The organism is Mariniflexile sp. HMF6888, from assembly GCF_044335535.1.
In the GTDB taxonomy this organism is placed as follows: domain Bacteria; phylum Bacteroidota; class Bacteroidia; order Flavobacteriales; family Flavobacteriaceae; genus Mariniflexile.
This window is the reverse complement of sequence record NZ_JBIQVZ010000001.1, coordinates 445,987-470,429: the sequence shown is the minus strand read 5'-3', so window position 1 is coordinate 470,429 and position 24,443 is coordinate 445,987. Positions and strand designations below refer to the sequence as shown.

The 24,443-nt window shown below is 35.2% G+C and carries 16 protein-coding genes; 6 read left to right on the top strand and 10 right to left on the bottom strand.

The window, feature by feature from the left end:
* Positions 1 to 8: 8 nt before the first annotated feature.
* The 6 genes from ACGLWY_RS02255 to ACGLWY_RS02230 all read right to left on the bottom strand — a co-directional run bounded on the left by ACGLWY_RS02255 (position 9) and on the right by ACGLWY_RS02230 (position 9,786).
* On the bottom strand, positions 9 to 1,211 hold the full coding sequence (locus ACGLWY_RS02255; protein ID WP_396618047.1) for a glycoside hydrolase family 27 protein: 1,203 nt from the start codon (positions 1,209 to 1,211) through the stop codon (positions 9 to 11).
* A gap of 10 nt (positions 1,212 to 1,221) precedes the next feature.
* Complete coding sequence (locus tag ACGLWY_RS02250) at positions 1,222 to 2,355, bottom strand: glycoside hydrolase family 16 protein (RefSeq protein ID WP_396618046.1); 1,134 nt, start codon at positions 2,353 to 2,355, stop codon at positions 1,222 to 1,224.
* 281 nt (positions 2,356 to 2,636) lie between these two features.
* Positions 2,637 to 3,434, bottom strand: coding sequence for a hypothetical protein (locus tag ACGLWY_RS02245; RefSeq protein WP_396618045.1), 798 nt, complete (start codon positions 3,432 to 3,434; stop codon positions 2,637 to 2,639).
* Positions 3,435 to 3,465: 31 nt separating this feature from the next.
* The gene (locus ACGLWY_RS02240) at positions 3,466 to 5,181 is read right to left on the bottom strand and encodes a RagB/SusD family nutrient uptake outer membrane protein (RefSeq protein ID WP_396618044.1); all 1,716 of its coding nucleotides are present in this window, start codon (positions 5,179 to 5,181) and stop codon (positions 3,466 to 3,468) included.
* Positions 5,182 to 5,198: 17 nt separating this feature from the next.
* Positions 5,199 to 8,441 carry a SusC/RagA family TonB-linked outer membrane protein gene (locus ACGLWY_RS02235; protein WP_396618043.1) on the bottom strand — a complete coding sequence of 1,081 codons (3,243 nt, stop codon included), beginning with the start codon at positions 8,439 to 8,441 and terminating at the stop codon, positions 5,199 to 5,201.
* A gap of 466 nt (positions 8,442 to 8,907) precedes the next feature.
* Positions 8,908 to 9,786: a helix-turn-helix domain-containing protein gene (locus ACGLWY_RS02230; protein ID WP_396618042.1), complete on the bottom strand. Its 879-nt coding sequence runs from the start codon at positions 9,784 to 9,786 to the stop codon at positions 8,908 to 8,910.
* Positions 9,787 to 9,943: 157 nt separating this feature from the next.
* Between ACGLWY_RS02230 and ACGLWY_RS02225 the strand changes: the two genes are divergently transcribed.
* From ACGLWY_RS02225 to ACGLWY_RS02200, 6 genes are read left to right on the top strand one after another with little or no spacing between them, the layout of a single operon-like run.
* Positions 9,944 to 11,122: a glycoside hydrolase family 26 protein gene (locus ACGLWY_RS02225; protein ID WP_396618041.1), complete on the top strand. Its 1,179-nt coding sequence runs from the start codon at positions 9,944 to 9,946 to the stop codon at positions 11,120 to 11,122.
* Between the two features lie 14 nt (positions 11,123 to 11,136).
* Positions 11,137 to 12,975 carry a sodium:solute symporter family protein gene (locus ACGLWY_RS02220; RefSeq protein ID WP_396618040.1) on the top strand — a complete coding sequence of 613 codons (1,839 nt, stop codon included), beginning with the start codon at positions 11,137 to 11,139 and terminating at the stop codon, positions 12,973 to 12,975.
* A gap of 57 nt (positions 12,976 to 13,032) precedes the next feature.
* Positions 13,033 to 14,172, top strand: a complete 1,140-nt coding sequence (locus ACGLWY_RS02215; RefSeq protein WP_396618615.1) for a glycosidase — start codon at positions 13,033 to 13,035, stop codon at positions 14,170 to 14,172.
* 2 nt (positions 14,173 to 14,174) lie between these two features.
* Entirely contained in the window at positions 14,175 to 15,353 is a 1,179-nt protein-coding gene (locus tag ACGLWY_RS02210) for an AGE family epimerase/isomerase (RefSeq protein ID WP_396618039.1), read from the top strand.
* A 26-nt stretch (positions 15,354 to 15,379) separates the two neighbouring features.
* On the top strand, positions 15,380 to 16,621 hold the full coding sequence (locus ACGLWY_RS02205) for a glycoside hydrolase family 26 protein (protein WP_396618038.1): 1,242 nt from the start codon (positions 15,380 to 15,382) through the stop codon (positions 16,619 to 16,621).
* Positions 16,622 to 16,630: 9 nt separating this feature from the next.
* A complete protein-coding gene (locus ACGLWY_RS02200) occupies positions 16,631 to 17,962 on the top strand; it encodes a beta-mannanase (RefSeq protein ID WP_396618037.1) in 1,332 nt (443 codons plus the stop codon).
* On the opposite strand, the gene bglX is transcribed toward ACGLWY_RS02200, so the two are convergent.
* The 4 genes from bglX to ACGLWY_RS02180 are packed head-to-tail and all read right to left on the bottom strand — an operon-like array spanning position 17,946 to position 23,761.
* Positions 17,946 to 20,234, bottom strand: coding sequence for a beta-glucosidase BglX (gene bglX / locus ACGLWY_RS02195; RefSeq protein ID WP_396618036.1), 2,289 nt, complete (start codon positions 20,232 to 20,234; stop codon positions 17,946 to 17,948). The two genes, ACGLWY_RS02200 and bglX, sit on opposite strands and share 17 nt — an antisense overlap.
* Positions 20,235 to 20,252: 18 nt before the next feature.
* On the bottom strand, positions 20,253 to 21,626 hold the full coding sequence (locus tag ACGLWY_RS02190; RefSeq protein WP_396618035.1) for a sialate O-acetylesterase: 1,374 nt from the start codon (positions 21,624 to 21,626) through the stop codon (positions 20,253 to 20,255).
* Positions 21,626 to 22,720: a GDSL-type esterase/lipase family protein gene (locus tag ACGLWY_RS02185; RefSeq protein ID WP_396618034.1), complete on the bottom strand. Its 1,095-nt coding sequence runs from the start codon at positions 22,718 to 22,720 to the stop codon at positions 21,626 to 21,628. The genes ACGLWY_RS02190 and ACGLWY_RS02185 overlap by 1 nt, the downstream gene beginning before the upstream one ends.
* Before the next feature lie 30 nt (positions 22,721 to 22,750).
* A complete protein-coding gene (locus ACGLWY_RS02180; RefSeq protein WP_396618033.1) occupies positions 22,751 to 23,761 on the bottom strand; it encodes a glycoside hydrolase family 5 protein in 1,011 nt (336 codons plus the stop codon).
* Between the last annotated feature and the right edge of the window lie 682 nt (positions 23,762 to 24,443).

The following is a 24,443-nucleotide window of genomic DNA, read 5'->3' as shown; positions in this document are numbered from 1 at the left end:
ATAAGTTACTACTCTTTTAAAGTAACCATCAACACATCATGAGATCCTATTTTTGCTTTTAAATTAGTGGAAGTGTCTCCTAAATTTTTATGGTTGAATACATCTCTTATTTTAAAAACGTTCTTTTTCATGTCTACATAGCGACCATTTACATCATCACCAATGTCATGTTTTTTCCAATCAAAAACAAAATCTACAGGATTATCACTCATATTTATAAAAGCCATGGCCCATTGATTATTGTCAAGAGGTTTTAACCAAATCTCCATATTATTTTCATTTGAAAAACGGAATCCTTGAATACCCAATTTATCTTGATTTACGGCAATTACTTCTTTATTGGACAGTGTTTTTATGGTTTCTTTAGAAGCAGTTCTTAAATCATTACCCATTATTAAAGGAGAAGCTAGCATACTCCACATGGCAAAATGACTTCTATCTTCGGCATCGGTCATACCATTGCCAACTTCCATCATATCATAATCGTTCCAATGGCCAGGACCTGCTACTTTACGAATATCTTTCCGCATATTGATAATCTTCCATACTCCATTGGAAGACCAAGATCCATGGCCAACTTCACAATCCCAACAATTAATAATATCTCCAGTTACCCTCCACAAATGCCCAACATCTTTTGCCCATTTCCAAGGGTCATTATCTCCCCATTCACAAATACTGAAAACCATTGGTCTTCCTGCAGTTTTTAAGGCATCTCTCATGGTTATGTAAGCTCCTTCTGCATTTAATTTTTCTGTATTGCACCAATCGTATTTTAAATAATCTACATCCCATGAAGCGTATAAAAGCGCATCTTGATATTCATGTCCTCTACTTCCAGGATACTCACCACATGTTTTAGAACCCGCACAATTATAAAGTCCAAATTTCAATCCTTTTGAATGGATGTAGTCTGCCAAAGCTTTCATGCCATGGGGGAATTTTTCAGGATCGGCCATTAAATTTCCATTGGCATCACGCTCCTTGGCCATCCAACCATCATCTAGAACAACATATTCATAACCAGCATCTTTTAATCCAAGTTCCACAAATTTATCTGCAATATCTTTTACCAGTTGTTCATTTATGTCTGTCCCAAAAGTATTCCAACTATTCCAACCCATAGGTGGTGTTAGAGCCAATCCTTCAAATTTTTGGGCATTACAATTCACTGATGTTATAAGTAATACTATTAAAATTGTTTTTTTCATAATAATAAAATTATTGGTACAGTCTAACATAATCAACTTCCATTGTAGATTCTGTGAAATTAGGGTCTATTCCAAACCAAGACCCACCCATTGCTATATTTAATACAATAAATTGATCTGTAGTGTAAGGATAATTGTCATTGGTTTCTGGTGTAGGTGCATAACTATATTTAAATTCTCCATCAATTAAAAATTTTAATTCATTTTTATTCCACTCAAGAGAGTATATATGAAATTCAGTCCCATAATCGGGTAACGTTGAAGAGCCAACACTTACATCAGTACAACCACCAGAACATGCTGTAGTGTGTGTGGCGCTTGATACAATTCCAGGTTTATGTCCCCAATGTTCCATAATATCTATTTCTCCGCAAGCAGGCCAACCCACTGTATCAATATTAGCTCCAAGCATCCATATAGCTGGCCAAGTCCCATCGCCCTTTGGTAATTTTGCTCTAACATCTACCCGCCCATAGGTGAATTCAACTCTGTCTTTTGTAATAAGTCTGGCTGAGGTATATTCTTTGGTACTATTTCCGTATGTATAGGTTTCCTTTTTTGCTACAATTTTGAGTGTTCCATTAGACACATACACATTATTAGCTCTGTCTGTATAGTGTTGTTTTTCACCATTAAACCAACTACCATTATCTGGAGGCACCACTTCAGCGATCCAGTTAGACGTATTAAAGCTACCATCAACATCAAATTCATCAGACCAAACCAACTGTAGTTCGGGTTCTGTAACATAGACTGAAGTTGTTGTAAATCTACTTATTGAATTTCCAGTACTTGAATAGGCATATACTGTTATTGTATAATTATTGTTGCCAGGCTCAGTAAATGTATAGTCCATGGTTCCATTAGTACTTTGTGTTTCTAGAGCATTACCAAATTTAAATCCGAATTTAACGGTATTATCTGCCGTTGCCACACATTGTACTTTTCCTGAACCATCACCGTTAGGGTTTGTTGCATCTGTATTTAAAACAGTTACGGTTATTTCTATATTCTCTGGAATTATTTCCTCTGGTGTAACTATAGGATTTTCAGGAGCCGGATCTGAATTACTACAAGACAGGCATGTCATGCTAATTACAAAAAGTATTAATACTCTCGCGATTTGTTTACAAATTAATTTCATTTTTTTATTAAATTCTGTTTTAATTTGAGCATATAGGACATGCCGTTTACTTTTAAAAAAAGGACTTTACAATATTGTAAAATCCCTTTTTTTATTGAATTAGTGAGAATTATTTAAACAGTTTTGATAATTAGATTTCTAAACTTTATTGAAAAATATCAGATTAAAAAGATATTCTTTACTGGTTTTAATTTTTAAAACCAGTAAAGGTAAATATCTCACTAAATTAAATAACTCAAACTAAAAATTTAATAAAATAGGATACTATTTATTTAAAGCTTTTATTCTGGAACGAAAACAAATGTCCAACCAGTACCATATGTTTCGCTATTGCTTAAATAAAGAACCATTTTGTCTTCAGTAAGAGAAACAATACTATATACTCCATCTGCATTACCTGCATCTGCACCTAACAGTTTTGCTCCACTAATTATAAGTTTTTGATTGTCAACATCTAGCACAAAACTTCCTGATTCACTTGTGCTGCTACTAGCATCTGCATAATGAGTGTAATTGGCTGCACCATCTAAATCAAAATGCATTTTACCTGCTGCATCACTTGGAGGACAACAATCTCCTCCTGCATTCCACCATAGTGACCAAGCATTGTCTGTACTTCCTGGAGCAGACATAAACCACCATTGTCTTCCGTCAGGGTCTGGGCCTCCATCAAAAACCCATGTTTTACCGGCAGCAGTATCTGTACCTACAAGGTCATACCAGTCTTGGTCCAATGAATGGTCAAGTTGGTCTACTTGAACATCAATTGTTTTTGTAAAGAATTCTGACCCTAAAGTTCCTGTATAGGTAAACGTAGATGTACCAGGTATCGGATAGATAAATGTAACCTTATTTGTAAGTGCTTTGCCTAAGCCGTAATCCCAATAACCCGTAATACCAGGAGTCACCATGTTCAAGGTGATTTCATTACCCCCCTCTGTACTTTGGGTGGCTACCAATTCTACACCGGCAACATCCGTTGTGTTTTTCAAATGTTGTTCATCTACATTAGGTTCACATGCTACTAATATTAGCACTAAAGAAGCCATAAATAGATTTATTATTTTATTTATTTTCATTTTTTCTGATTTTATAAATTAAACAATTAAACTACCATCCTGGGTTTTGTTGGTAAATCCCATTTGATAATCTTATTTCAGTTTCTGGGATCGGAACCAAGCCTTTTGTTTCTGTTCTATAGTTTGCATGATACGTAGCAGGAGTTCCTGAATTGTTTACATTTAATGTATAATCAAATGCTGTATCAACATCTCCCCAACGCACTATATCAAACCAACGCAACCCTTCAAAAGCAAATTCGTGTAGACGCTCTTGTTTCAAAGCAGCTAAAGAATAACCAATTGCTGGCAATCCTGCTCTTGCCCTAACGGCATTTAACCCATCAGCGGTTTGGGTAATTTCAGAATGCATTAATAGCACATCCGCATAGCGCATAAAAATAAAATCTTGTGCATGCATTAATTGAATATCTGCGTTACCCCAATCATACATCTGCACAAACATACCTTTAACACTTCCCGATCCATCATCATGTTGTAAAGCTGTATATTTTTTACTAAAAAAACCAGTTTCATGATCGCCTTGATTAGGAGCATAAGCTCCAGTTCCTTGATCTGCATTTCCTACCTCAAGAATAGAACCTTCTTTTCTCGGATCTGCTGCGTCCCAACTATTCCATAATTTTGGGTTTACAGTACACCAACCCCAGCCCTGTCCAAAAGGAGACAGCGAATTACCTCGTAACGCTGTAAATAAACAAAGCCTGTTGGTATAAATAGCCCCATTGCTCCATTGCCAATCTCCAAATGAAAATCGTTGCACAAACATGGTTTCAAAGTTGCCGCTACCAAAGGTTGGAGACGATCCATCTTGACCTACCCAAGATAAGCCTTCTGTTGCAGCCCAAGGCAATACGGTTGTTCCTGCAGCTTGGTTTACATAGGAATAAGGCCATAGGTTTCTAAAGTCTGGAGTTAATTGGTGTCCACTATTGTTTATACAATCTTCTAAATATGAGGCAACATCTGAAGCACTTAAAGATCCGCCATCAACCAAGGGTAGCTCACTTGTTGAAGTTCCCTCCATATTAGTCATATACCCTGTGTAGAATAAATAGACACGTCCTAAATAGGCTTCGGCCACCCATTTATTGGCATGTCCGTAACTAGATGTGGGAATGCTTGGAAAAGGAGTATCTGGCATTGTTTCAATGGCCAATTTTAAATCTGAAGCAATTTGAGCAAACGTCTCAGAATAGGTAGCTCTTGGAGAATCTCTCGGGGTGTCAAGAGCAATAATTAGCGGCACACCACCAAAGAATTTCGCCAGTCTAAAATAATAAAAAGCTCTCATAAACAATGCTTCTCCAATGGCCTGATCTTTAAATTGCTGAGCTTCTTCTGGACTACTGAAATATGAAGAAAAATCGGCATCGGCTGTTTTTTCAATAATGGCATTGGCCCTTGAAATACCATTGTATGATTGTGTCCACATATTACGATAAGTATCTTCTAAGGGATCTTCAAAATTATCAACCCATTTAGCTGATTTATCATCTGGCCCACCGCCACCTAACATCATATCTGACATTAAACATGCAGCCATGGATTCATTACTATGTACATTGGGCGTGTACATAGCATTGTATACCCCTGCCATTGCTTCTTCTATATCGGTAGGTGTCTTGTAATAAGACTCCAAACTTTTTCCGTAAAGATTCTCTGTGTCTAAGTATTTATCTGTACAACTAGTAGCAACAATCACTGTTGAAATAGCCATCACTATGAAATATTTTATTTTTTTCATCATCTCAATTTTTTATATTAAAAGTCTACACTCAATCCAAACATGACTGTTCTAGCCTGCGGATACAATCCAAGATCTATACCTGAAGCCCATGTAGCATCTGCACCATCTACAGCTCCTCCAAAATAACGAACCTCAGGATCCATGCCATCATAATTGGTAAACGTATGCAAGTTATTTACAGAAACATATATTTTAAGATCTGTTATTGCTGCTATATCAGCAAATCTATTTCCAAAATCATACCCAACGGTTAAATTATTAATCCTTACATAATCTGCATTTTGCATAAAAATATCAGAAACGTATTGCAAGTTTCTGTTTGAGGTATAACTCAACCGTGGCCATCTATTTGAAGTGCCTTCTCCATGCCAACGATTGAAAATACTTGATGTATAGTTTTGGGTAAAATTGTCAGCAAATGAACGGTACGATTGCATGACTTGCATTCCAAACTTTCCAGAAAGTGTTGTATTTGCATAAACGCCTTTATACTCAAAATGCAACTGAAGACCAGCTTCAAAATCAGGGTTAGGATCTCCTAAATAAACCTTATCCGCTTCATCAATAACACCATCTTGGTTTTGATCTACAAAACGAACATCTCCTGGACGTTGGTCAGCAAAGTATGGTGTGCCATCGGCAGGTTTTACATAAGCATCAACTTCATCTTGATTTTGTAAAATCCCATCGGCTTTGTAACCATAGAAGAAACCAATAGGTTGCCCTACCTGGACTCTTGAAATTTCACCTGTCCCTTGTGATAGTACATTACTTGGTCCATGGATTATTCCATCAGTATTGGCTATTCTTGTAACCTCATTCTTGTTATGTGATCCGGTTAATGTGATACCATATTTAAAATCACCAATGTTATCATTCCAGTTTAATACCAATTCTACACCTGTGTTGTCAATATCACCACCATTAATATATGGTGCGCCTGCACCAGATGTGCCAAGAATAGCTGCTTGTACCAACCAGTCTTTAGTTGTCTTTTTATACCAATCAAATGTTATACCTAATTTTGAATTGAACATACGTGCATCAAAACCAAGATCTAACTGTTCTGAAGTTTCCCAAGTAACATCAGGATTCACAACCTTTTCAGGATAAGATGTTGTTCCAGATACAGGTTTTGTGTCTCCAAAGAAATATCCTGGGAATGCGTACGCAATTTGTGATGAATAAATGAAATTAGGAATGGATTGATTACCATTTTGTCCCCAACTGGCTCTAATTTTAGTAAAATCAAGGAAACTTGAAGTATTTGACATAAAGTCTTCTTTTGTTAATACCCAACCCGTAGATACCGAAGGAAAAATTCCCCATCTATTGCCTTTTGCAAAATTTGATGAACCATCGGCACGCACTGTAGCCGAAATAAGATACTTCTCTTTGTAGTTGTACTGTGCTCTTCCAATGTATGATAATAAACCACCACCACCAGCGGCCCAATCAGCTCCCCAAGTGTTAATATCACTAACAGAACCAGGACTCTGCGTGTTGTTTATATAAGCATATTTAGGATTCCCAGGGAATAATAAATTATTTCTGGAACCACCTACTTCAGTATTGATTTGATTTTGAAGCAACTCAGTACCAATCAAGGCATTTATTTTGTGATCACCAAATTGCATATCGTATGAAAGCGTTGTTGACCACGTATAATTATTACCAAAGTATTGACTTTGTTGAGCACCATCTACATCATCTTGGTAAAGCAAGCCTAAATGATAGGTAGGGTTCATGGATCGGTTATGGCCAAACCACGCATCAATACCATAGGACGTTCTAAGTTTTAAATCTTTTATTGGCTCAAGTTCTACAAATACATTTCCTGTAACTTTGTTTCCTTTACCATAATTATAGTTATTTCTGTAAAACATGATGGCCACTGGATTGGTAAAACCAGTACTTATACCATCTAAAGTAGGTGTAAAGCCAAATTCATTAACATTGCTGTCAATAGCTTGTTGCCAGTAAGCAGGCTGCAAAGGCGTTTGAATCAGTGCGTCATGTAAATCATTCCAGTAAATATTTCCTGTTGCTATACCTCTGTTTTCTGTATTTGTGTATGTGAAGTTTTCACCAAGCGTAATGATAGCGTGTTCGTCATTCTTTTTTAATACCATTTGCGTATTAAGTCTTGCTGTTAATCTTTTATATCCAGCATCAATGATGTTACCTCCTAAAATACCTTTTTGACTTAAATAAGAAACGCCTGCTGAATAAATAATATCCTCACTACCTCCCGTAATGTTTACGGCATGGCTTTGAATCGGGGCGTTTTTTTGTGTCATTTCATCAATCCAGTTGGTACCTTTCCAACCGTTTTGAAGCTTTGACCAAATTTCTTTACCTAATTGCGTTCCTAATCCCGGGTAATTTGTTTCCAGCCAAGTATTGTTTTTAAGCAGGGTTTCCCAATCATTTGGAGGTAAGCCATCATTAACACGGCTTTCATCCATAATATACATATACTCTTGAGCATCTAAAGGATCTAAGTTTTTGTATATGTTTTGGTATCCGTAGTAGGTGTCATAACTAATTTGAGTAGGACTATCTTTTTTTCCTTTTACTGTAGTTACCAAAACCACACCATTTGCTGCTCTTGAACCGTAAATGGCTGCAGACGCTGCATCCTTTAAAACATCAATTGATGCAATATCAGATGAGTTCAAATAATCTATATTCCCTACGGCTACCCCATCAACAATGTATAATGGGTCTGAGTTTCCAATGGTACCTAAACCACGAATGGTTATTCTTGTACCGGCTCCTGGGGCACCATTATTTCTTGTAACGCTAACACCTGCAGCCACACCTTGAAGTGCTTCCATAGCTGTTCCGGTATTTAGGGCAGCAATATCCTCCCCTTTTATATTGACACTTGCACCTGTTACTAAAGCTTTTTTCTGAGTACCATATCCAACCACTACGACTTCTTCTAAAGATTCTAAAGACTCTTGAAGAACTACATTAATTGTTGTTTGGTTTCCCACTAATATGGTTTGTGTAATCATTCCAACGAAAGAGAATGAAATTTGATCTGAAGGACTAACATTGGAAAGAGAGTAGTTACCATCAAAGTCTGTAATAGTTCCATTATTTGTACCTACCACAATAAGTGTTGCGCCTGGAAGAGGCATGCCTGAAGCGTCTGTTACATTTCCTGAAATTGTCTTTTCTTGAGATATGGCATTTTGTGCATAAAACATTAGACATGTAATAATTGCTAGTTTAAGCTTTATTCTCATATTGATTTAGTTTGAGTTAATAAATTAGTTTGTTATTAAAGAAAGTGGTTGAAAACATGAAAAAACGCATTACTAAAAAAATCCATGTTTTTATTTGTGAATTTTTAATTCATAGGCATTTTTTTAAAATTATGATTAATCGTGTTGAATTGGTTCAAATTTGTTATATGTCTTTTTGTGTTAGCTATGTTAATTGTTCATTTAATAACCAACTATTTTGTGATATATATAATTAGTTGTTAAGTTTTTTGTTAATTCCAAAATTAGATTAAATGTTAAGCTAACGTTAATATTATTTTGTCAATTACCAATAAAATATTTTCGCCAAAGACGTGCATGAGAACTCTTCTTATAATCATTTGTTTAAAAAAGAGCTGTTTGAAGAAGTGAACATTCGCTTTTGAATGAACTTTTGAAGGTTTTGAAAGGGATATTTTGATAAAAAAGTATTATCAATGTTATTAAATTATAGAATCCTTTTGATTCCGGAAAAGTCATTTTTATATTGACTTGGTGTACATTTTTTAGATTTTTTAAAGACTCTATTGAAATTGGCTATATTATTGAAGCCACAGTTAAATGCGATTTCAGAGATGCTTACATCTTTTTCGATTAGCCTAATGGCGGCATAACCAATTCTAACATCGTTAACATAATCAACAAAAGTCTTGCCTGTTCTTTTTTTCATAAATCGATTAAAAGATACTTGACTCATATTCACAAGTTCAGAAGCTTCGGCGAGTGTTATCTTTTTATCATAATTTTCCTGAACGTATTCGTAAATCCTTTTAATTTTATCACTATTTTCAAAACTATCCCGATTTGTAGTGTAACTGGAAAGAAGTCTTTGGTTTCTTGAGTTAGCTAGATCATGGAGAATGGAGATTATTTCCAAAAAGTAGTCCATACTATCTAATTTAGAAACCTGCGAAATACGTTCAAACATGTCAGTGCTTACCTTTTTAGAAAACAAAATACCATGTATAGATCTGTCAAACATATCTTTAATAGGTTTCATTATCTTTCTTGATAAAAACTCATTGTTGAATAAGTTGTCATGAAACTGAATAGTGATTTCGCGAATTTCTTTGCTTTTGCAATTGTGGGTTAACCAGCCATGATGGAGATTTGGACCTACTAAAACAAGTTCGATATTGTCAATCTCTTCAATACTATCGCCAACAACTCTATTAACCCCTTTGCCATTGCTGATAAAATTCAATTCATATTCAGGATGGAAATGGATAGGAAAATCAAATTCATCCTTAACTCTATCGAAGACTAAAAAACTGTCTTCTGGAGATAGAGGTGTTATTTCTCTGTGTAGTTTATTTAAGATATTCATTTTAGTTGTAATTATATTTTATCATATTGATAAAATAATATCATAGATGGGCTCTATATAATTGTTAATTTTGACTTTCATAAAATTGTCGAAGTAAAATTATATATTTTATATTTAATGTAATATGAAATTATCAAAAAATGGTTACTAAATAAGTATGGGTTGTAAAATATGTGATTTTCAAAAAAGACTAGCAACGATTTTAATTGTGGGATTCATCACTATTTTTAATTCCTGTAAGCCTTTTTATAATATGGTTTATAAAAAGCCACTATTGGTTGATACTAAAGCGTCAAAACAAGTTAAAATACTTCATAAAAAATTATTCTACCTTTCAAAAGAAGGATTTGCTGTTGGTCATCAAGATGCCACAGCTTATGGTATTGGCTGGAAACATGCTGATTTTCCAAATCTCATTAAAAGTGATGTGTATGATATGGTAGAAGATTTTCCTGCCGTTTACGGATTTGACATCAGTGGTATTGAATTAGGAAATGCCAATAATATTGATGGTGTTCCTTTTAATACGATGAAAGCCTTAATGGTTGATGCATATAGTAAAGGGGGGATCATAACGGTAAGTTGGCATGCCGATAATCCAAAAACCAATAGTAATTCTTGGGACACAACGCCAGCTGTAAATGAAATTATAGGAGAAGGAGCGCTTGTCGAAAAATATGAGTCATGGTTGAGCAAAGTAGCCGTTTTTCTAAAATCCGTAAAACATAAAGGAAGAGAAATTCCGATCATATTTAGACCTTATCATGAAATGAATGGCGGATGGTTTTGGTGGGGTAATCCTAATTGTAATTCCATAGAATACATACAATTATGGCGACATACTGTTTACTCATTACGGGATAAGTATGAGGTTCATAATTTAATATATGTGTATGCTCCAAATAAATTGAACCCTAATGATGATTATATGGAATATTATCCTGGAGACCGTTTTGTAGATGTTTTAGGTATTGATATTTATGACTTTCAAAATGCTGTTGAATACAGTAATTCCGTTGTAAACGATTTGGGAATTATAAAAAATATTGCAAACGAAAAATATAAACTATATGCACTTACAGAAACGGGGATACATAAATCAGGTGACATAAACTGGTTTATAGAAGCATCTTATCCTGACCAGAATTGGTTTAATAACGTGTTGTACCCAAATATTGAAAACTCAGGAATTTCCTGGGTGCTTTTTTGGAGAAATGGCTGCGGAGGCGAACAATACATGCCAAACAAAGCGCATAAGAGTGAAGCAGATTTTAAAGCATTTGCAAAACAGCCCCAAGCATTATTTTTAAAAGACATTAATAATATAAAATACTAACCTAAACGAATTTTATGAAATTTCTCCATACTGTAGATATATTAATTATAGCGGCTTATTTAGTGACCATTATTGTAATAGGATTAGTACTTAGGAAAAGAGCTCAGCGTAGTAAAGACGATTATCTATTGGGAGGTAAAACGATTCCTTGGTATTTACTTGGTCTTTCCAATGCATCGGGAATGTTTGATATTTCCGGTACCATTTGGCTTGTTACCATCATGTTTGTTTATGGTATTAAAAGTGCTTGGATTCCTTGGTTATGGCCAGTGTTTAATCAGATATTTTTAATGGTTTATTTATCGAAATGGTTGAGACGATCTAATGCCACTACGGGAGCAGAATGGATAGGAACGCGGTTTGGATTTAAAAAAGGAGCAAAACTATCGCATATCATTGTTGTGGTTTTTGCTTTAATTATGTGTTTGGGGTATTTGGCTTACGGGTTTATAGGTTTAGGTAAATTTATAGAAATCTTTATTCCTTGGGAAGTGATAAGTAACTATATTCCTTTCTCTGTAACACCAGAGTTTGTACCCCATTTTTACGGTATTATTTTTACACTTTTTGCAGTTTTCTATTCGCTCCTTGGTGGGATGTCTGGTATTGTTTGGGCAGATGTTGTTCAATTTGCGATTATGACGATTGCAGCATTGGTAATTGGGTATTTAGGCTTCGTAGCAATTGGCGCAAACACACTTAACGTTCCAGATGGTTGGTTAAGTCCGTTTTTTGATTGGAAATTAAATATGGATTGGAGCGCCATTATTCCTGAGGTCAATCAAAAGATTAAAGAAGACGGCTTTAGCTTATTTACTATTTTCTTTATGATGATGGTTTTTAAAGGCGTTTTGGTAAGTATCGCAGGTCCAGCACCTACTTATGATATGCAAAAGATACTCTCAACAAAATCTTCTTCGGAAGCATCAAAAATGAGCGGATTTGTATCTGTAATCTTAATGCCAATTCGTTATTTAATGATTGCAGGATTTGCAGCTTTAGCCTTAGTGTATTATGAAAAGTTGGATTTGTTAACGGTTTCTGGTAATATTGATTTTGAATTAATTCTACCAACGGCCATAAAAGCATTTGTCCCTGTTGGTTTATTGGGTCTTTTGTTAGCTGGTCTAATCGCAGCGTTTATGTCAACTTTTGCAGGTACCTTAAACGCCGCACAAGCTTATTTGGTAAATGATATTTATTTAAAGTATAAAAATCCAGAGGCCAGTGCCAACCAATTAAAAATCATGAATTATGCTACTGGTATTATTGTGGTTTTTATTAGTATTGTATTAGGCTTGTTTGCAAAAGATGTTAATTCTGTATTGCAGTGGATTGTTTCGGTGCTGTATGGTAGTTATGTAGGGGCTAATATTTTAAAATGGCATTGGTGGCGCTTTAATGGGGAGGGGTTCTTTTGGGGTATGGCATCAGGACTCTTGGCAGCAGCTATTGTGCCAGAATTATTTCCAGATGTTTTAGGGTTATATCTATTTCCTGTTTTACTTGTGATATCAATTATTGGCTCTATTATAGGGACTTATTCCGCCCCTCCAACCGAGGAAGCTGTTTTAAAAACATTTTATAAAAACGTCAGGCCTTGGGGCTTTTGGGCACCGATTTATGAGAAATTAAAACTCGAAAATCCAGACTTTAAAAAGAATTCAGATTTTGGACGGGATATGTTCAATGTTGCCATAGGTATTATAGCCCAAACAGCTTTAGTGATTATCCCCATGTATCTCATATTTAGGCAGAATACACCACTATATATATCCATGGTAGTTTTAATCGTTTGTATAGTTCTATTAAAGAAATATTGGTGGAATACATTAGAAGAAAAATTAGATTAGTAACTTTTAAAAAAGAATACATTGTACAAAATAATTAACCATATAGAAGATGTAAAAATGGCTCATCAAAGATTGATTTGCAGAGAAAATGAGCCTGTTTCTAAATCAAATGGAGTTTATAATAGATATAAAAATCCAGTTGTAACTGCCGAGCATGTTCCAATCCATTGGAGATATGATTTAAATCCAGAAACAAACCCAAATGCTTTAGAAAGAATAGGGTTTAATGCGGTAATGAATTCGGGAGCAATAAAGTGGCATGATAAATATGTATTGTGTCTTCGAACAGAGGGTAATGATAGAAAATCATTTTTTGCCATAGCTGAAAGCCCGAATGGTATTGACAATTTTGAGTTTTGGGATAAACCTTGCGTGATACCCCAAATTGAGGAAAATCCAGATACCAATATATACGATATGCGCTTAATAACTCATGAAGATGGTTGGATTTATGGTGTTTTCTGCACCGAACGAAAGGATCCAAATGTTCCGCCAGAAGACACTAGCAGTGCTATTGCTAATGCTGGAATTGTAAGAACAAAAGACTTGATCAATTGGGAGCGATTGCCAGATTTAATTTCAAATACCGGGCAGCAACGTAATGTGGTACTTCATCCTGAGTTTGTTAATGGAAAATACGCTGTTTATACAAGGCCACAACAAGGGTTTATAGATGTTGGAAGTGGTGGCGGCATTGGCTTGGGGTATATTGATGATATGACGAATCCAGTTGTAAAAGGTGAAAGCATAATCAATAATAAAGTATACCATACCATCTACGAACTTAAGAACGGTTTGGGACCAGCACCAATTAAAACAGATAAAGGCTGGTTGCATCTTGCTCATGGTGTAAGAAATACAGCTGCAGGATTGCGTTATACCTTGTATATGTTTATGACAGATTTAAACGATATCTCAAAAGTGATCCACCGCCCAGCAGGTTATTTTATGGCACCGGAAAATGAAGAAAGAGTAGGAGATGTGTCTAACGTATTATTTTCAAATGGTTGGATAGCCGATAAGGATGGCACTGTTTATATTTACTATGCATCATGCGATACAAGAATGCATGTAGCAACTTCAACCATTGAAAAATTAGTGGATTATTGTATGAACACACCAGAAGATAAATTTACTTCTGCGGGTTCAGTACAAACAATTTTAAACCTCATAGAAAAAAACAAAGGTTTGTACTAATTATGAATGCCTACAACCAACTCAAATCAGAGCTGAATTCTGAATTAAAAAACATACTAAGTTATTGGACTAATAACACATTAGATTTAGAACACGGAGGGTTTGTAGGCAAAATAAATCATTATAATAAAGTTGTTTCGGAAGCCCCCAAGGGTATTATTTTGAATTCACGCATTCTTTGGTCGTTCTCAGCAGCTTCAAATCATTTAAAAACAGATGAATACCAAGATATTTGTGATAGAGCATTTCAGTATTTAAAGACTTTTTTTAAAGATGAAACTAACGGAGGGGTTTTTTGGGAACTTGATTATAAAGGGAATCCTTTAAACAAACGCAAACAAGTTTACGCTCAAGCATTTACTATTTATGCACTGTCTGAATATTATATATTTACAAAAAATGACGCAGCAAAAAAGTGGGCTATAGGAATTTTTGAACTTATAGAGAAGCATGCAAAAGACCCATTAAATACAGGTTATTTCGAAGCTTTTAATGAAGATTGGAGTCCGATAGAAGATATGCGATTAAGTGATAAGGATATGAATGCTTCCAAAACAATGAATACACATTTGCATGTTTTGGAAGCTTATACGACATTGCTTAAAATTTATGACACTATTCAATTAAGAGATTCTTTAAAAACACTTGTAAACCTGTTTTTTGAAAAATTCTTGAACAATCAAAATCATTACGATTTATTTTTTGATGACACTTGGACTTTATTGAGCCATACAGTATCTTATGGTCATGATATTGAAACCGCATGGTTGGTTATTGAAGCAGCGAAACAATTGAATAATGAAGATTTGGTAAATCAAGCGAATGTTATAGCTATAAAAGTAGCTGATACTTTTTTAAATGAAGCTATTGATGATGATGGCGCTGTTTTAAACGAAAAAAATTTAATCACCAACCATATAGATACAGATAAGCATTGGTGGCCACAAGTGGAAGCTTTAATAGGATTAAAATATGCCTTTGAATTAAATCCCGATAAAAACTTTAGAATCACTTCAGTAAAAATATGGGATTATATTAAAAAACATCTCATAGATCATGAAAACGGGGAATGGTTTTTTAGGGTAGATAAAAAAGGAAATGTTTATACGGAAGAAAATAAGGTAAGTATGTGGAAAGCACCTTACCACACATCTAGGGCATGTATAGTTTTAAATAATTAAACCATCTATAATATGTGCATAAGCAAATGAACAATCAAAACGAACCAATGTTAGGCAAAAGTAAGGTGTCCTTAATGCTTGTAATAGTTTTATTATCTGTAAGTTGTTCTAAAGATGAACTTACTGAAGATACGCCAATTCCAGATAATGGTTTTGTTTTGCAGCCACAAGATGCTACACTTTATATGGTAAACCCAAATGCTACAGCCGAAACAGTTGCTTTGTTTTACAATCTTAAAACACTATCAAGAACACACTTTATCGTTGGTCAGCATAATGCGTTTCATGATTTTTATAATAACATGGCAGGAGATTCCGATATTAAGAAAACAACAGGGAGTGATCCTGGATTATTAGGATCGGATTTTTTGTTTATTACAGACGACCTGAATGATGGCACATCTTCAAATTGGTTTTATCAACAAGAACAACGCATTAAATCCGATGCCATTGAAGCCTACAATAAAGGTATGGTAAACGCCTTTAGTTGGCACTTAAGAGAACCTTATGAAGGCGTTTCTTTTTACACCAGTGAGATGACGGATTTCCAGAAAAGCAATGCCTTTATTAGCATTTTACCTGGAGGGGAAAATCATGAATATTATAAACAAAAACTTGAAAAAGTTGCTGAAGTTGCCAAAAGTATGGTAGGTGCCGATGGTAAATTAGTACCCTTTATATTTAGGCCTTTTCATGAGTTTGATGGTGATTGGTTTTGGTGGGGAAAATCATATTGTACACCGCAACAGTTTATTTCTCTTTGGCAATTTTCGGTTCAATATTTAAGAGATATTTTGAATGTTAATAACATTCTTTTTGCTTTTTCTCCTGATAATAGCTTTGATTCTTCAATTGAATATTTAGAAAGGTACCCAGGGGATAGTTATGTAGATATTCTTGGAATGGATAATTATGGGGATTTAAATAACCAAGGGCAAACAGGTGTTAATAATGCCAATAAAAAACTTCAAATTATTTCAAATTTGGCGATAGAAAAGGTTAAAATAGCAGCACTCACCGAAACGGGTTATTTTATCACACCAGGAACAAATAATCCAATTCCTAACTTTTACTCAATAAACTTGTATAATGCCATAACAGCTAATAATACTGAAATTGGTTATATGATGTTTTGGTATAACACGGAGACTACATATTGTACACCCGCACCAGGGTTGCCAGATACTGCTGATTTTATTGCCTTTGCAAATAAACCAAAAACGGTACTTCAAAACGAATTGCCTACTATGTATACATTACCAAACTAAAACCAATTTATGATGAAAATAAATAAATTTATCCTGTTCATTTCGACAATTATGCTCTTTTCGGCTTGTAAAAGTGCTAAGTACAGAAAAGCTGTAAGAAGTGTAGATATCGACCAAATTAGAGTTCAGGATTCCCAGTTTGTAAAAGATGGTAAGCCCTATTATTTTGTTGGTGCAAATTATTGGTACGGCCCATTAATAGCGGCTAAAAATATAGGGGATAGGGATCGTCTTATTAAAGAATTGGACTTAATGAAAGAAGTTGGTATTGACAATTTGCGCATTCTGGTTGGAGCAGAAGGCGATGGGGGAGATTCTAAAGTATATCCCGCTTTACAACCAGAACAAGGGGTTTATAATAAGGATTTATTGGACGGTTTGGATTTCTTGATGGCAGAAATGCGCAAACGACAGATGTATGCCGTTTTATATTTAAACAATAATTGGATTTGGTCTGGAGGTATGTCCGAATATTTAAAATGGAATGGTTATGGAGAAGTTCCAAACCCATTTTTAGAACAATATTCTTGGGACGAGTATATGAATTACACCAAACAATTTCATAGCTGTAAACCGTGTAAAGAGGCTTATTATAATCATCTTAAATTTATTATTGGCAGAACCAATAAATATTCTGGGATAAAATATATGAATGATAATACGATTATGTCTTGGCAAGTTGCTAATGAGCCTAGAGTGTTAATGACTCCCAATCACGAAAAAGCTTTTGCTGGTTGGTTAAATGAAACCGTTGATTTAATTAAGTCTCTAGATCCAAACCACTTGGTATCTACAGGGGCAGAAGGAAAAGCTAGTTATTTAGATGACATCAAGATGTATGAAAGATTGCATTCCAACAAGAACATTGATTATTTAACCATGCACATGTGGCCTAAAAATTGGAGTTGGTATGATATCAATAATGAAAAACAAACGACACAAGAATCCATTGTAAAAGCTTATGAATATATGGATGAACATATCGAAATAGCCAAGAAACTCAATAAACCCATTGTGGTGTCTGAATTTGGTTTTCCACGTGAAAAAGAAAGTTTGTCTCTAGGGGCTTCTGTAGAAAATCGAAATATATTTTACAACGCTATTTTTGCTAGAATTACCGAAAGCTATAAAAAGCAAGAGATTCTTTCGGGATTAAACTTTTGGGGATTTGCTGGGTTTGCTAAAACCAATCCTGAAAAAGGCAAATGGCAACATGGCGATGATTTTACGGCAGATCCGCCACAAGAACCCCAAGGTTTGAATTCCGTTTTTGCCACAGATATTTCAACCTTGGAGCTGATAAAAACAGCCAATAAGGCGTTGGTTAATCAATCAAACTAAAGTCTGCCTCTAGAGTTGTTACAGAGCTTCCCCCAATAAATACTTTGAAATCTCCTGGTTCTACAATATATGTCCCATCATTATCGTAGAACCCTAAGTTTTCTTTGTTTAAGATGAAATGAATGGTTTTTGTTTCCCCAGCTTTTAATTCAACCAATTCGAAGCCTTTTAACTCTTTTACAGGTCGTGTTACAGAGGCAAATAAATCCCTAATGTATAGCTGAACCACTTCTTTTCCTTTAAGGTCCCCGGTATTTTTTAAAGTAACAGATACGTTTACATCTTCACCTATTTTAAACGAATTTTTATTTAGTTCTAAATTTGAATATTCAAAAGTGGTATAACTTAACCCGTATCCAAAAGGATATAAAGGCGTTTTTTCTACATCGGTGTAATGCGACCAAAACACATTGTTGTCTTTATTTGTAGGGCGTCCTGTGTTTTTATAGTTGTAATAAATGGGTACTTGACCCACGTTTCTAGGAAATGTCATAGGCAATTTTCCGCTTGGGTTGTAATCACCATATAAAATCTGGGCAACGGCGTTACCGGTTTCTGTTCCTAAATGCCAAGCTTCAACAATCGCTGGAATATGTTCATCAGCCCAATTGATTGCTAATGGCCGGCCGTTGTTTAATACTAAAACAATGTTTGGATTTACTTTATACACTGCTTCCAATAACTCCTGTTGCACACCAGGTAACAGTAAATTGGTTCTGCTTCTGCCTTCACCAGTTTGAAACCCATGTTCACCTAATACCATGACCACAACATCAGATTGCTCAGCGATGGCAAGGGCTTCAGCAAACCCACTTTTGTCGGTTGTATTGATAACTACTTCTTGAACAAAGTCGGCTTTTTCAGTTGTTACATCTGCTCCTTTGGCATAGGTCAGCGTATTGCCTTTATATCGCTGCATCCCTTCTAAAACAGATACGGCTGTATCGTCTTCGGCGGCAATTCTCCAGCTTCCTAAAGGACTGGATTTGTCATGAGCCAATGCGCCAATCAAAGCGATTTTTTGACCTTCTTTTTTTAATGGAAGCAACTTGTTATCGTTTTTTAAAAGCACAATGGATTTTTTAGCCATATCCAATACCGCTTCATGATTTTTTGAGTTGCCAATGGTTTCCTTTTCACGTGTTTCATCGCAATATTTATAGGGATCATCAAATAGACCCAACTCAAATTTGACTCTTAATATCCTTCTAACGGCATCATCTACTATCGATTCGCTTACAACACCATCTTTTACTAATTGTGCTAATGCTTCAATATACACATAGCCTTCCATATCCATGTCTGAACCTGCTGTAACTGCTATTTTTGCAGCTTCACGTTTGTCTTTGGTATATCCCCAAGTGATCATTTCATTTAAAGAGGCCCAATCTGAAACTACAAAGCCATCAAAACGCCACAAACCTTTTAAAATGTCTCTTTGTAAGTAAGCGTTTCCTGTAGCTGGTATGCCATTTACTTCATTAAAAGAGTTCATTAATGTTCTAACCCCTGCATCAACAGCTGCTTTAAATGGTGGTAATACCATATTATGTAAGGTTGAAGTCCCAATATCAACTGTGTTATATTCTTTTCCTGCTTCTGAAAAACCGTACCCAGCAAAATGTTTGGCACAAGCAGCAATGGTGTTTACTGCGGATAGGTCGTCACCTTGAAATCCTTTTACTCTGACTTCGGCGATTTTGCTTCCTAAGAACGGGTCTTCACCTGCACCTTCCATAACACGTCCCCAACGGGCATCACGAGAGATGTCAACCATAGGGCCAAAGGTCCAATTTATTCCAGATGCCGATGCTTCGGCGGCGGCTGCTTGAGCCGATTTTTTGATGGCTTCTAAGTCCCAACTGGCAGCTTCGGCCAATGGAATGGGACTGAGTGTTTTATAGCCATGAATCACATCAAAGCCTATAATTAAAGGAATACCCAAGCGCGTTTCTTCTACGGCTATTTTTTGAACGGCTCTGACTGCTTTTGCACCTCTTACGTTAAGCATGGAACCGACCCAGCCTTTTCGTAAATGGGCGTATTTCTTTTCTGCACTTCCTCCTTCAGGCGCAGGTCCAGTAACATCCCAAAATCCGTTGTATTGATTCATTTGACCTACTTTTTCTTCTACGGTCATTTGTTTTAAAAGGGTATCAATTTTTTGTTCTATGGTGTTTTTAGTATTCATTTGTTTTGGTTTTTGAGCTTGACAACTCATAAAAGCTATGAGCATTAAAGTGAAAATGAGTTGCGATTTTTTTAAATTCATGATATCTAATTTACGTTTTTATTTTTCTGTTGTAAAACTAGAAGCTGGTAGGTCAGCCTTGTTAAACAGATTGGATTGCAAAGTATTTCCCCAAGCGAATCTAATGTATTTGGGGGTTGTAATTTTATTTGATGAAAGGATAATATCTGTGCCTGATAGCTTACAAGTTGCTGGGTAAAACAATGTATCGGCTTCGGCAATTTCAAATAACGTTTTTTTGTCTTTTAAGTAAAGCCCTTCGGCATTTTTAAAAGAAACAATGGCTTTATTTTTTTTGAATGTGACACTGGAAAAGCTTGGACTTTCAACTAGCCCATCTAAAGTGTTATAATGTTTTTTTAAAGCTAAATTAGCTAATCTAATGCCCACTGATTTTTTGTCCTTTGGATGAATATCGTCTATCGGAGATATGTCACTGATAATGACCATGCCAGTATTTTCAATTTTATCATCGACTTTGCGTTGTGCATCCCTAACTTCAACACCTGAAAAATGATTTTTCCCATACTTGTAGGGAGCTATTTGGACAAAATAAAAAGGAACATTTTTCTGCCATAAATGACGCCAAGATTGAATTAATACTTCAAGGGTTTTATCATATACCTTTGAGCCCACATTTGATTCTCCTTGATACCAAAGTATGCCTGAGATGTTGTAGCCAATCAATGGATTGATCATGGCATTAAAGGCTCTAGCTGGCTCTATGGGGCCGTATGTGGTAGGTGCTAATTTATTTGCGGCTTTATTCAATATAGAATCTCTTTTTATAATTTCTTCAGGCATCCAAATTTCGGCAGGTGTTCCGCCCCACGCAGAAACCAATAGTCCAACGGGAACATTGTTTAGGTTTTCCTGTATTCTTTTGGCAAAAAAATAAGCCAAGGCACTCGTGTGTTCCATGCTCTCGGGGGTGCAGACTTGCCAATTGGCTATTAAATTATTTTGAGGTTTTTCAGCAGAAGCCTTTGGAACTGTGAAAAATCGAATGTTTGGGTGATTGGCTTCAGCTATTTCTTGTTCACCATTTTCAATTCCCCAGCTGGCCGACATTTCCATATTGGATTGCCCAGAGCACAACCATACCTCTCCAATTAAGATGTCCTTTAAAACAATTTCATTATAACCTTTAATTGTAATGGTAAATGGTCCGCCAAATTTCGGGGTCTTTATGGTAAGCTCCCAAAACGCTTGATTGGTTGCTTTTGTTTTGTAATTTTCATCTGTCCAAGAGGGTGATATAACCACTTCTTCATCTGGATTTGCCCAGCCCCAGAACCTTACGTTGTCTTGCTGCTGTAAAACCATATGATCTGAAAATACTGAAGGTAGAACCACATTTGCATAGGATACTTTTACAACCAATAATAGCACGATGATTTTTAAGAACTTCATTATTTAGTATGTAAAATGCTTTTAAAAAAAGGCGTTAGTTTTTCGGCTATTTGTCTATGATTTTCAACACTAGGATGCCATAAACAACCGTTTGTATATGTTTTGTCAAACTCAAATAATAAAATAGATTTATTATTGTTTTCAGCAAAATAGGATTGCACTTCTTTTAAACATGAAAGCAATAATATATTATTTTCGCCACCAACCATGGGGCTATTCAGTAAAACTATTTGTGTGTTGGGATAGTGGTTAAAGACTGTTTTTACAAAGTTTATGTAATTGGCTGTGTACTTTTCTTTATTAAAAGCTAAGCGAGATTTTATACCATCACCATTTGATAAATCGTTGGTTCCTAAACAAATACTAACAATGTTTGGCTTGCGTTCAAAATTGTATTTTTTTGAATGATTGGTATCTAGATACAAGTTTTCATAAACCTGTGGCATAATAGGTTCTTCTATGTTTTCATCGTTCCAATTTCTGTACATTCCGATGCCTGATACAGAACTTAACATAAAATCTGCTTGTAGTGCTCTGGCTATATTGGCGCCATAAGAATAATATACATTTTCATGGTCAAAATAGTCACCTTCATCGCAAGGGGTTACACTACCGTCTGATACGGCACCACATGTAATGGAATCTCCAATATATTCAATATAATATTTTGGTTGTTGAGTATAGCCCATAACTTTCTCTACCTTAATCCCGCTAAATAAGACAAATCCATTACTGGCTTCAGACTCTTTAATAATTTTTAAGGTATGTGTCTTTTCTTCTGAAGAGACTTCTAAAATATAAGGTTCAGTGGCTTCGCTTTCAATTTTTTTTCTGCCGAGGTATTTTCCATCTAATTCAAATGCTACGTAATTATAGGGGGCTTTTTCAGCCTTTAAATAGATTTCGCAAACATTCCCTGAAAAGTTGATAGATACAGAGGCTCCCGGAGATATTAATGCGGCACCATTTTCAATAAGGTCATATCTGCCATTATATTGGAAATTCTTGTTGTCTGCACCATATTTTGTTGGCAGTGTTTCATTGCAATTAAATAATAGCGAAAGTATTAGTATTTGAAGGAGGTGGATGTTCATATATATTATTTTTAATCTATGGAACCTTTATTAATTGTAGTTGTAGCTTTGAAGTTTTTTCTTAAAATACTTTCCATGTCTTGATGGGGTGTAGTTCCAGTTTTCAAATAATCTTGGCGCCCAATTAGGATCAAAAACCCAAACCACATATGAAATTTCTTTTTCATCACAATAATTGGTTATGGCATCTCCATAAGATTCATCTCCTATAACGGGATGGTGCTGACCTATATCTTCAGGGCCACAAAACCCAATCTCAGTTAGTATTACTGGATATGTTTCTTTTACAAATCCCCAATCTGCTGTCCATGCGTCTTCCCATGGCTTTTCTCTTTTTTCTGGGTAAGGGTGACTTACGTATGCAATACCTTCTGCATGGATAGGATTATTAATAATTGGGGTCAAGTCATAGGCCCAATTGAAACCTGCCACAAGCGGAATGCCTTCGCCGCCATTAGCTCTAACAATGGTTATGATTTCCTCATTAAGTGTTTTCCATGTTTCCCAATCTGCTGTACCTAAAGTATTATTGTATGTGGTAGGTTCATTAAATAACTCATAAAAGGCTACCGTTGTGTTTTTTCCATATTTTACAGCGATGGTTCTCCAGAAATCATAAGTTTGTTTTAATGTGGTATCGTACATATCGTGCTGATACATTTCTGTTTGTAAATTACCAATGCTATGCCAGTCAATTATAACGTAAAGACCTAACTCTTCCGCCCATTTTATACCATCATCTAGAAGCTTAAGGTAATTTTTCTTTCCTCTTTTTGTCCAAGTTGTTGGATGTACTGGGAAGCGAACTATGTTTGCTCCCCATTTTTTTATTTCTTTAAAGTAGGATTTGTTCCAATGACCTTGGGATTCCAGCTTATCGGGGTCGCTAGTATTCAAACCTCTAAAAACAAGGATATGTCCTTTTTCATTAATAAAATTGTTTAAACTTACCGATACTCTCTCTAAAGAGCTTTGCGTAAAGCCAAGGGTTATATATGAAAAATAAATACATATTATTAATTTGCCTTTAAAATTATTCATGTCTTGGATTATGGTGTTGTGAACTCATCTTGACTTTTTCTATTTCCTAAAACCTGCCTGCCGGCAGGCAGGAATGGCTAAAATTTATCCATATTTCGTTACTTTTTTTATGCGTAGCGATGCTATGCCTTACAAAAAGTGCCTCATCTGTACAAATTTTATCTCATTTTCGGTTAAAAACAAAAAATCAAGATGAGTTCGTTTTTAAATACAAAATAAATCATAGCAATTTATTTTATTATTAATTAATTTGAAAGTAAAAATTGTGGATTGACAAAATTGTAAATGTAAATGACAATATTGTACGGATTTAAGCAATGATTCATTTTTACATAATATTATAATTAAAAGGAATGCCGACCTTGCTTAGAGACTGTATAAGTTTTATCCTTTGGCTCTTTTACTCTTTTATGTGTCTTTTTCCACCATACATTAGCTATTCTTCGGTTCGTAGCTATGTTATGAATCTCAAAACACCTTCATCTGACAAAAAATACCCTAAAAAACATTTCAAAAAAAAATTTAAACAATCTCTTAGTTATGAACCCGAAAAATACCCCTCAGCTTTTTGGTTTTTTTATTCCCGTAATTTAGACATTCCTAATATAGGCAGGAATGTGTTAGGGCAAACGCACCAGTTTAGAAATAAAAAATTAGCCACGAATGACACTAATTTGCACAA